This window comes from Streptomyces kronopolitis (assembly GCF_014646275.1).
GTDB lineage: Bacteria > Actinomycetota > Actinomycetes > Streptomycetales > Streptomycetaceae > Streptomyces > Streptomyces kronopolitis.
In genome coordinates this window covers 16,910-27,524 of sequence record NZ_BMND01000055.1, presented here as the reverse complement: position 1 = coordinate 27,524, position 10,615 = coordinate 16,910, and the positions used below count along the sequence as shown (strand labels likewise).

The 10,615-nt window shown below is 72.7% G+C and carries 6 protein-coding genes; all 6 read right to left on the bottom strand.

The genetic code is table 11. The features are described 5' to 3' along the window. Nucleotides 1-152: 152 nt before the first annotated feature. Nucleotides 153-1,781, bottom strand: coding sequence for a M4 family metallopeptidase (locus IEY78_RS31850; RefSeq protein ID WP_189104288.1), 1,629 nt, complete (start codon nt 1,779-1,781; stop codon nt 153-155). A gap of 286 nt (nt 1,782-2,067) precedes the next feature. After that, nucleotides 2,068-4,350, bottom strand: a complete 2,283-nt coding sequence (locus IEY78_RS31845) for a M4 family metallopeptidase (RefSeq protein ID WP_189104286.1) — start codon at nt 4,348-4,350, stop codon at nt 2,068-2,070. A 380-nt stretch (nt 4,351-4,730) separates the two neighbouring features. After that, nucleotides 4,731-6,620, bottom strand: a complete 1,890-nt coding sequence (locus IEY78_RS31840) for an ABC transporter ATP-binding protein (RefSeq protein ID WP_189104284.1) — start codon at nt 6,618-6,620, stop codon at nt 4,731-4,733. Next, nucleotides 6,617-8,575, bottom strand: coding sequence for an ABC transporter transmembrane domain-containing protein (locus tag IEY78_RS31835; protein ID WP_373294288.1), 1,959 nt, complete (start codon nt 8,573-8,575; stop codon nt 6,617-6,619). Before IEY78_RS31835 ends, IEY78_RS31840 begins: the two co-directional genes overlap by 4 nt. A 299-nt stretch (nt 8,576-8,874) precedes the next feature. Next, complete coding sequence (locus tag IEY78_RS31830) at nt 8,875-9,405, bottom strand: DinB family protein (protein WP_189104282.1); 531 nt, start codon at nt 9,403-9,405, stop codon at nt 8,875-8,877. Nucleotides 9,406-9,533: 128 nt separating this feature from the next. Further along, nucleotides 9,534-10,208 (bottom strand): DUF4328 domain-containing protein, encoded by a 675-nt coding sequence (locus tag IEY78_RS31825; protein ID WP_189104280.1) that lies wholly within the window; start codon nt 10,206-10,208, stop codon nt 9,534-9,536. Between the last annotated feature and the right edge of the window lie 407 nt (nt 10,209-10,615).

Genomic DNA, 10,615 nt, shown 5'->3' with positions numbered 1-10,615 from the left:
CGCAGTGCGGCGGGACGGGCGGCGCGGGGCGGCGGGGCGGCGCGGCCGGGCGGCTCCGGAAACGCGGAAGGGCGGTGCCCGGAAGACTCCGGACACCGCCCCGCTCCGGGGTGTCTCACCCCGGCAGGTTCAGCACGTTCCCGCTCACCGCGTCACTTGACGGCGACGCCGTCCCACGCGGCCTCGACACCCTTGACCTCGGGGCTGCCGGCCTTGTACAGGTCGGTGGCCGCCTTGACGGTCGCCTCACGGGCGGCCTTGTAGTCGGTGTTCGAGGTCATGTACTCGGTCAGGGCCTTGAACCAGATCTTCTCGGCCTTGTCCCGGCCGATGCCCTCGACCTTCTTGTTGTCCGCGGTCGGGCTGTCGTACTTGACGCCACCGATCTCCTTCGCGCCGCTGCCCTCGGACAGCAGGTAGAAGAAGTGGTTGGCGACACCCGACGAGTAGTGCGGGTCGAGGTCCCCGGTCTTGGAGTCCCAGAAGTCCTTCGACTGACCGTCCCTGGACGGCTTGTCCATGTAGCGCAGCGGCTTGCCGTCACCGTTGATGTTGATCTTCTCGCCGATGAGGTAGTCGCCCGGGTCCTTGTCGTTCTTGGCGTAGAACTCGACCGAGGTGCCGAAGATGTCCGAGGTGCCCTCGTTGAGGCCGCCGGACTCACCGCTGTAGGTGAGGTTGGCGGTGGCGGAGGTGACACCGTGCGACATCTCGTGGGCCGCGACGTCCAGGGCGGTCAGCGGGGCCTTGTCGCCCTCGCCGTCGCCGTAGGACATGCAGAAGCAGCTGTCGTCCCAGAAGGCGTTCACGTAGTTCTTGCCGTAGTGGACGCGCGAGGTGGCACCCTTGCCGTCGCCCTTGATGCCGTTGCGGCCCTGGACCTTCTTGTAGTAGTCCCAGGTCTCGGCCGCGCCGTAGTGGGCGTCGACGGCCGCGGTCTGCGGGTCGTCGGGCTTGCCGGTGCCCCACTTGTCGTCGTCGTCGGTGAAGGCCTTGCCCTCGCCCGACTCGCTGTTGCCGAGGTTGACGGTCTTGTGGCCGCCGCGGTCGGCGTCGGTCAGCGTGAAGCCGCTGCCCTCCTTGGAGGTGCCGAGGTCGACGGTGCCGCTGAACTCGCTCTCGCCCTTGCCGGTACGGATGTCGTCGTACTGGAAGAGCTTCTTGCCGCTGTCGGCGTCCGTGATGACGTGCATCCGGCTGGGCGTGCCGTCCTTCTGGACGCCCTTGACGACGGTGTCGTAGGCGAGGACGGGCGAGCCGGAGGCGGCCCAGACGACCTTCTTGGGCGTCTGCGCGTCGGCCTTCTTGGCGCTGAGCGACTTGGCGGCGGTGCCCTGGGCCGACTGCGCGGCGGCCGCGGGGGCGATCTTCGCCGTGGTGGAGGCCACCTTGATCGACTTGTTGGTCGACTTGGTGGTGCTCTTGATCGCGCCGCCCTTGGCGCTGTGCACGACCAGGTCGCCACCGAGCACCGGCATGCCGGCGTAGGTGCGGTCGTAGCGGGTGTGCACGGTGCCGTCGGCGTCCTTGATGACGTCCTTGACGACCAGCTTCTCCTGCGAGCCCAGGCCGAGTTCCTTGGCCATCTGGGCCTTCGCGGCACCGGCGTCACGCAGCAGCTCGCTGCGCTGCGAGCCGCTGAGCGCGAGGGGAGAACCGTCCTTGGTGGGGGCCGGGGCGGTGGAGGCTCCCGCGGTACCGGCGATGCCGGCGGCCAGGAGAGCTGCGGCGGCGATGGCGCCACCGGTCACACGGGTCTTGCGAGATATGCGGGGGGTCACGCGTGCTCCTTCAACTTTGCCAAGTGGTGGGGGTGCAAAGCGATGCGGGTGTGACGTGCATCGGGAAGGCTGCCATTCGAACGCGTGCATGTCATGAGGGTGTTCACAGGTTGGCTGAAAAACGCCCACGCCAAGGGGTGCGCGGCCCGTACCACGGAGAGGGGCGCCGCCCCCGGTGAACCGGGGACGACGCCCAATCGCCGTGCTCAGCAGGCCTGTTGCCAGGTGGCCAGATCTGTCGGCCCGCTTATGTCACACGAAGGTGACTCTTCGGTGTCGCCCGTGGTCAGAAAGTGAGCTTCCAGCTGTTGATGTAGCCCGAGTCCTCCGCGTAGACGTCCTGCACCTTGAGCTTCCAGGTGCCGCTCGCCTTCTCGGAGGAGGCGTTGACGGTGTACGTGGTCTTCACGTTCGCCGCCGAGTCGAGCGCGCTGGAGTTCTTCAGCCGGTAGGCGGTGCCGTCCGGGGCGATCAGGTCGATGACCAGGTCGCCGCGGTAGCTGTGGACGATGTCCACACCGACCTTGAGCGTGCTCGGGGCGTTGCCGCTGCGGGTGACGTTGAGCGGCGAGGTGACCGCCGCGCCCGCGTCCGGGATCGCCACGTCGTCGGTGTTCTCGAAGACGCTGCCCCCGCCGCCGGAGGTGCTGACCGTCCAGGTGAAGGCGGCCGTACCGGTCTTCTTGGCGGAGTCGGTGACCGTGACCGTCACATTGCTGGTGCCGGCGGTGGTCGGCGTACCGGAGATCAGACCCGTGGTGGCGTTGATCGACAGTCCGGCGGGCAGTCCGGTCGCCGCGTAGGTCAGGGCGCCGGCGGTGCCGCTGGTCGCCTTGATCTGCAGGCTGGCGGCCTGGCCCACGGTGCTGGACTGGTTGCCCGGGTTGGTGACGGTGACCGCGCCGCCGTCCGGGACGCGCGAGCCGACGTTGACCGCCGCCCAGGTGTTGGCGACGGTGTTGTACGTCGCGCTGCCCTGGCCGAAGAGGTCCGCCGCCGCCTGGAGCGTGGCGGTGCGGGCGCCCGCGTAGTTGGTGTTGGCGCTCATGTACTGGCTGAGTGCCTTGAACCAGATCTTCTCGGCGTTGGCCCGGCCGATGCCCGGGACGGGCAGGTTGTCGAAGGTCGGGCTGTCGTAGTGGACGCCGTTGATGTCCTTCGCGCCGCTGCCCTCGGACAGCAGGTAGAAGAAGTGGTTGGCGACACCGGAGGAGTAGTGCACGTCCTTGTTGCCGACCGTGCTCGACCAGTTGTCCGCCGACGCCCCGTCCTTGGACGGCTTGTCCATGTAGCGCAGCGGGGTGCCGTCGCCGTTGATGTTGATCTTCTCGCCGATGAGGTAGTCACCGGGGTCCGAGGCGTTGTTGGCGTAGAACTCGACCGAGGTGCCGAAGATGTCCGAGGTCGCCTCGTTCAGGCCGCCGGACTCGCCGCTGTAGTTGAGTCCCGCGGTGGCCGCGGTGACGCCGTGCGACATCTCGTGGCCGGCCACGTCGAGGGCGGTCAGCGGGTCGGCGTTGTTCTCGCCGTCGCCGTAGGTCATGCAGAAGCAGCCGTCGTCCCAGAAGGCGTTGACGTAGCTGTTGCCGTAGTGGACGCGGGAGTAGGCGCCGACGCCGTCGCCCTTGATGCCGCTGCGGCCGTGCACGTTCTTGTAGTAGTCCCAGGTCTCCTGGGCACCGTAGGCCGCGTCGACACCGGCCGTCTGGGCGTTGGACGTGGTGCCGTCGCCCCAGGTGTCGTCGGGGTCGGTGAACAGCGTGCCGGTCCCGGACGAGCCGTGCTTGAGGTCGTACGTCTTGTGGTTGCCGCGGGTCGGGTCGGTCATCGAGAAGTTCGGGGCCGAGCCCGAGGTCCCGAAGGTGACCTTGCCGCTGTACTCGCTGTTGCCGATGCCCTTCTCGATGCCCTGGTACTGGTAGAGCTTGGCGCCGGTGGTGGCATCGGTGATGACGTGCAGCTGGTTGGGCGTGCCGTCGTCCTGCAGCCCGCCGACCACCGTCTCGTAGGCGAGCAGCGGCTTGCCGTCGGCGACCCAGATCACCTTGCGGGGCGCCTTGGTGGCGTCGGTCTTCTTCGACCCGAGCGTCTGGGCCGACTTCACGGCCTTCGCCTCGGCGGTGGCCGGGCGCACCTTCGCCGTGGTGCTCGCGACCTTGATCTGGGAGCGGACGGCCTTGGTGACGCCCTTGACCGCGCCGCCCTTGGCCTGGTGCACCACGAGGTCACCGCCGAGGACGGGCAGTCCGTCGTAGGTGCGCTCGTAGCGGGTGTGCACGGTGCCGTCGGCGTCCTTCGAGACGTCCTTGACGACCAGCTTCTCCTGCGCCCCGAGCTTCAGCTCGCGGGCGGTCCGTGCCGTGGTGGCGTTCGCTGCCCTGATCAGCTCCGCACGCTGGGACGGGGACAGCTTGGCCGGCAGTGCGCCGGACCGGGGGGTGGCATGCGTGGTGCCCGGCCGCGGGGCGGCCGCCGTGCTGGTGCCGGCCTGGGTGCCGACGGCGAGCATCGCCGTGACGGCGACGAGTGCGCCGGTCGCAACGGCGCGTCCATGGGGGGTGCGTCTCACACTGACTCCTTCTGCGGTGGCCGCGACGTGACGGGGCGGCCGAGGGGGACCGGGCGGCCCATCGGCCGTCCGGGCAGAGCGAGGCAGAACTCTTGGAGCGTGTGGGGGGAGACGTACGGGTGTTGCGTGATGTGCCGGTGATACGTGACGTACCGGTGGAACACGTGGTGCTGGAGAAAATCGCTGCCGCAGCGGCTGGTGCTGTGGGGGTCCGTGCGGCGGTTGCGGGGAAGAGTCCCACCTCACGTGGCTTGTTGTCAGGCTCCGTTCAACTAATTGGCCGGAAACCGTCCGTTGCCCGAAATCCCTGTCCGGTAGACGGACGGCCCGTGATCGGCCCATACGCGGTTTCCGTGCCCAGGGACCCCCGGGGCCGCAGTTCACGGCCGTCCGGATCCCGACCCGCCTTCCGGGGCGGACGGCGCCGACGGGCCCCGGCCGTGCCAGGAGTGCCACAGCGCGGCGTAGGCGCCGCCCGCGGCCACCAGCTCCTCGTGGCTGCCGAGTTCGGCCAGCCGCCCGCCCTCCATGACGGCCACCCGGTCCGCGTCGTGGGCGGTGTGCAGCCGGTGGGCGATGGCGATGACGGTGCGGCCCCGCAGGACGGCGGCCAGGGCGCGTTCGGTGTGCCGTGCGGTGCGCGGGTCGAGCAGCGCCGTCGCCTCGTCCAGGATCACGGTGTGCGGATCGGCCAGCACCACGCGGGCCAGGGCCAGTTGCTGCGACTGCGCACCGTCGAGGCGCCGCCCGCCGGCGCCCAGCGCGGTGTCCAGACCGTCCGGCAGCTCCCCGGCCCAGTCGGCTCCCACGGCGGCCAGCGCGGCGTGCAGCGCGGCGTCCCCGGCCCCGGGCGCGGCGAGCCGCAGATTGTCCCGGACGGTGCCCAGGAACACGTGGTGCTCCTGGGTGACCAGCACGATCTGCCGGCGCAGCACCTCCGGATCCAGCGCGGCGACCGGCGCCCCACCGACCGTCACCGAGCCGCTGCGCGGGGCGTCGATGCCGGCCAGCAGCCGTCCCAGGGTGGACTTGCCGGCCCCCGACGGGCCGACCACGGCCAGCCGTTCGCCGGGGCGGACGGTCAGGTCGACGCCGCGCAGCACGTCGCCGTGCCCGTGCCCGTAGGCGTAGTGGACCGCCGTGACGTCGATCCGGTCGTCGGCGGGGACGGCGGGCACGGTGGACGCGTCGGGGGACGGGCCGGGCTCCGGGGAGGGACGGGGGACGCGGGGCGCGGCCGGGGTGGTCCCGGGTGCCCGTCCCAGGCCCTCGACGCGGGCGAACGCGGCGCCGCTGCTCTGCAGTTGCTCCATCCGGAACAGGATCGTCTCCACCGGCGCCGACAGCTGCCGCAGGTACAGCGCCGCCGAGACGACCGCGCCCAGGCTGACCGCGCCCCGCCCGAGCAGCACCCCGCCGACCAGCAGCACCGCCACCACCGGCAGCAGCGAGGCGACATCGACGGTGGGCAGCAGCACGCTGCGCAGGAACAGCGTGCGGGTGCGGGTGCCGCGGCACCGCGCGATGGCCGCCTCGCCCGCCGTCCGCCGGCGCTCCTGGAGCCCCAGGGCCTCGACGGTGCGGGCACCCGCGGCGGTGGCCGCCAGCAGCTCGGCGAGCGCCGAGGTGGCCGCCCCCTCCGCCAGATACGCGGGGTGCGCCCGGCGCAGGTACCACCGCACGGCCGGCAGTCCGCCGAGCAGCCCCAGGCCACACAGCCCGAGCAGCGGCGAGACGAACGCCACCGCGCCGAGCAGGAAGAGCAGTTGCACGGAGGCGAGGAACACCTCCGGCACCGCGTCCCGCAGGGTCCAGGCGACCGAGGCGATGTCCGCCGTGCCGCGGGTGGTCAGATCGCCGCTGCCGGCCCGCTCCACGGTCGCCGCGGGCAGCGCCAGCGTCCGGTCGGTGAACCGCTCGCGCACCCGCGCCACGGTCCGCTCGCCGAAGCGGTGTCCGGCGTAGCGCGCGTACCGGGTGAGCAGCAGCTGCCCCAGCGCGCACACCAGGAGGACCAGCGCCAGCCGGTCGACCGTGCGCACCCCGCCGCCGCCCCGGACGGTGTCCACGATGCGGCCCAGGAGCCAGGGCCCGGCCAGCCCGGCGCCGGCGGCCAGCGCGTTCAGCAGCAGGATCAGGGCGAACGCCCACCCGTCCACGCGGATCAGCCGGAGCGCGGCCCGCCGGGTGGCGGCCGGTGTGGCGACCGGCAGCGCGGCACCGTCCGCCGGGGCGGCCTGCGCGGGGGATGCCGTGGCCGTGGGCGTCATCGGGCGCTCTCCTTCGCCGGGTTCGCGGCCGGGGACGCGGCCGGGGGAGCAGTCGGGGGCGCGGGGGCGCTGTCGGCGCCCGCCCGGGCCGCCTCCGCCCCTGCTGCCGCCTCTGCTTCCTTCGCCTCTTCTGCCTCTTCCGTCTCGTCCTCCTCGCGCGTCACCAGCCGCCGGTAGCCGGGCTGTTCGGCCAGCAGCGCACGGTGGCTGCCCACCGCGGCGACCGTGCCGTCCACCAGGAAGCACACCGTGTCGGCACGGTCCAGCAGCAGCGGGGAGGTGCTGGTGACGACGGTCGTCCGGCCCGCGCGGGCGGTGTGCAGGCGGGCCGCGACGGCCGCCTCGGTGTGGGCGTCGACCGCCGAGGTCGGTTCGACCGCGAGCAGCACCTCGGGGTCGGCCAGCAGCGCCCGCACCAGCCGCAGCCGCTGGCGCTGGCCGCCGGAGAGGTTGCGGCCCTGCGCGGCGACCGGCGCCTCCAGCCCGTCCGGCAGGCCGCGGACGATGTCCTCGGCCAGGGCCGTGTGCAGGGCGCGGCCGATCTCCTCGTCGCCGCGGTCCCGCCGCCCGGCGACCACCTCGCGCAGCGTCCCGGCGAACAGGTCCGCCTCGTTGTCCGCGACCAGGAGGTGCTCCCGGACCCGGGAGAGCGGGATCGCGTCGAGGCGCACCGCGCCCCAGGTCGCCGCCGAGTCCGCGAACCGGCCCAGCCGTTCGACCACCGCCGCGGAGTCGGCCGGCCGGGTGGCGGCCAGGACGGTCAGCAGCCCCGGCACCACCTCGACGCCGGAGACCGGATCCCGCAGCACGGCCGGGGCCTCGGGGATGTCCCGGCCTGTGGCCGGTTCGCGCCGTCCGTCCGCGGCCGATTCCCCCCGGCCGTCCGCCGTGTCCGGCTCCCGGCGCAGGAACCGGACGACCCGCCGGGCGGCGACCAGTCCCCGGGTGAGGTCGTATCCGGCCTCGATGAAGAACGACACCGGCACCACCAGCGCCGCCGCATAGCCATAGACCGCCACCAACTCGCCGACGGTGATGGTCCCTTGGGCCGCCATCCGGGCCGCCAGCCAGACCACCGCGGCCAGGAACAGCGTCGGCAGACCGACCCCCAGCGCCTGCACCCAGCTCGTCACCACACCGACCCGGTAGCCCTCGGCGCGCAGCTCCCGCGACGCATGCCGGTAGCGCGCGGCGAACGCCTCCTTGCCGTCCAGGCCGCTGAGCACTCGCAGCCCGCCGACCAGGTCCGTCAGCTGCGCCGCCAGCCCGCTCTGCCGCTCGCGATAGCGCGTCTCGGCCCCCTGGAGCCGCCCCAGCAGCGGCCCCACCAGCACGGCGAGCAGCGGCACTCCCAGCAGCACCACCAGTGCCAGCAGCGGGGAGACGGCCAGCAGCAGGACGGCGACGACCGCGTACGCCAGCACCGCGCCGACGCCGGGCCCCGTCATCGTCAGCGTCTGGCTGATCACCGCGACATCGCCGATCCCGATCGTGACGACCTCCCCGGCCGTCGTCCCGCGGGTCAGCGCCGCGCCCAGCCGCAACGACTGCGCCGTGACGGCCCGCACCGTACGGAACGTGGCGTCCATCCGGATCCTGGTCATCGTGCGGTGCCGCATGACCGCCAGCCAGGCGTTGCCCACCCCGACCGCCAGCAGCACGGCCACCCAGCCCAGCAGCACCGGTGTCCGGCCCGCCGCCAGCCCGTCGTCGATGGCCCGGGACAGCACATAGGGCGGCAGCATCAGCCCCACCATCCACAGGCTGCCGTACGCCGCGCCCGCCGCGACCCGCCCCCGCTGACTGGTCACCAGCCATAGGAGGTACCGGCCGGCGGTGTGGTGGGCGGTGGTGTGATGGAGGGTGGTGTGATGGCTGGTGGTGCGGTGGCCGTCGGTGTGGTGAGCGGCGGTGTGGTGGCCGGTGCCTGCCGCGTCCCCCGAGTCGTCCGTCATGCGGTCGTCCCCCTCTTCCGCTGTGGTCCTGCGGCGGCGCCGGGATCCGGGCGGGCGGGCACCGGTCGTGCCGATGGGCGTGCACCACTCGTGGGGTGCGCGGGGCACAACCGGCGCTTCTCCGTGGGGAGTTGTCCCGAGAGGAAGCGCGCGCCGCCGGAAAGGGCCGGGCTGCCGGGCCGTCCCGGAAACCCTAGTCAACGCCGGGGGCGCGGGGGTCGGCGGCCCGGGTGTGGGGGGTCTTGGTGGGCGGGCCCTCCGGCGGGACCGGGCCGCTACCGGCTTACTCGCTCACTCGCTCACTCGCCGAGGGTGCCGTCGGCGAGTTCCCGTGCGATGTCGAGGTGGCCGAGGTGGCGGGCGTACTCCTGGAGCAGGTGGAAGAGGATCCAGATCAGCGTCGGGCGGTCCTCCTCGGCCGGCACGCGGCCGCCGAGGGTGGCGGCCTTCTCCTCCATCCGCGCGCCGGCGACGATCTCGCGCGACCGGGCGCACTGCTCCCGGAAGAACGCCGTGACGTCCTCCAGGGTCTCGCCCGGTTCGAGATGCCACTCGCCGCGACGGATCTTGACGTCGCCCCACGGCTCGTCGATCCGCTCCCCGGCGAAGCCCCACTGAAGCCACCGCAGCTCCACATACGCCAGGTGCTTGAGCAGGGCCAGCGGCATCCACCCGGAGGGCAGCCGGCTGTGCCGCAGCTCCTCCTCGGAGAGCCCGGCGAGCTTGCGCAGCACCGCCTCCCGGTAGAAGTCCAGATAGCCGGCGAGCAGCTCGGCCGGACTGCTGAGCGTCACGGGCGGTTCCGGCGGCGGGTCGACCCTTTGCACCATGGCGCGACGATAGGCAGCAGGTGGGGGCCATGTCCAGGCATGTGGAGAACTGTCGGGTTCAGGGCGCGGCCGGGCGGCGGCCAGTGGACAGCGGCTACCGCAAGGGAGCCTTGGTCTGTGGACAGCGGCTACCGCGGGGGAGTCGCGGCCTGTTGCGGGGGTGCGGTGGGGCGTGGCCGCTGTTGCGCCGCGGTGAGGGCGCGGACGACGAGAATGCCGGTCAGTGCCGCGCCCAGGGCGGCCGCGTCGCCGACCAGGAGTGGCAGTACGTGCTGGTAGGCGCGGGCGATGACCTTGTCCGTGGCACCCAGCCCCACCTCACCCAGCAGCCCGACGAGCCACAGGCCCCACCACCAGTTCACGGCGCGCGGCAGCCGCTCTCCCGGGGCGCTCGCACGGTGGATGTCGACGACGATCGCGCGCGGTATCCACAGATTCGCGACGGGCACCAGCCAGCCCGCGTAGACCCACGGCCAGGCGTGCCGCGGCGGCTGCCCGGAGAGGGCGTGGGCGTTGTCCCGGACGCGCCACAGCCAGGCCAGGAACGTGATCGCGCAGAGCACCGCGGCCACCGCTCCCAGGGCGTTGACGAGGTGGTAGCCGTTCTCCAGGGCGTTCAGCGGCCGGTGCCTGCCGTCGCCCTGGTCCGGCGGCCCGGAGGCGGGCATCCCGGACGCGGCGAGCCGGATCTGCCACAGGGCGCGGGCCGTCCAGGCCACGGCGGCGAGGGCGAGGGCGGCGACGGCGCAACGGGCCGTTCCGCGAACCGGGCGCAGGGTGGGGGGTGTTATGAGCTCGTTCACCGGGCCATTGTTTCCCACGGCCGTTTCCGTGGCCGATTCCCGCCATGCGGCGGAGTGACCGGGCGCGATGCCACCAGGCCATCCCTGCACGGAAGTTGGCGCACATCGAGTACCTGCGCCGGGACGGTCCGTCGAGCGAACGAGGCGCCCCGCCCCGCCCCGTGCACTCCGCCCCGCCCGGTGGTGGTTCCGGCCAACAGGGGCTCGGTTCGGGACAGTTATGCCGAATGACCGTTCCCGGGCTGCTCAGCCGAATGATGCTGTTTGTGCTTCCGTTGGCGCTGCCGTGGGCGGGCACGGCTGCCGCGAAGGACCCGAGGTGAAGGGTCCCGGGGGCGGGAGGGGGAGCCGTGCGGCGAGGGGTTCAGCGAGGCGTGCCGAGACGGCGGCCGAGGCCGGCGGGGCGC

Coding starts and splice junctions, on each gene's coding strand:
- IEY78_RS31840 (WP_189104284.1), bottom strand. CDS start 6,620: ATGACGCCCACGGCCACGGCATCCCCCGCGCAGGCCGCCCCGGCGGAC.
- IEY78_RS31835 (WP_373294288.1), bottom strand. CDS start 8,575: ATGACGGACGACTCGGGGGACGCGGCAGGCACCGGCCACCACACCGCC.
- IEY78_RS31830 (WP_189104282.1), bottom strand. CDS start 9,405: ATGGTGCAAAGGGTCGACCCGCCGCCGGAACCGCCCGTGACGCTCAGC.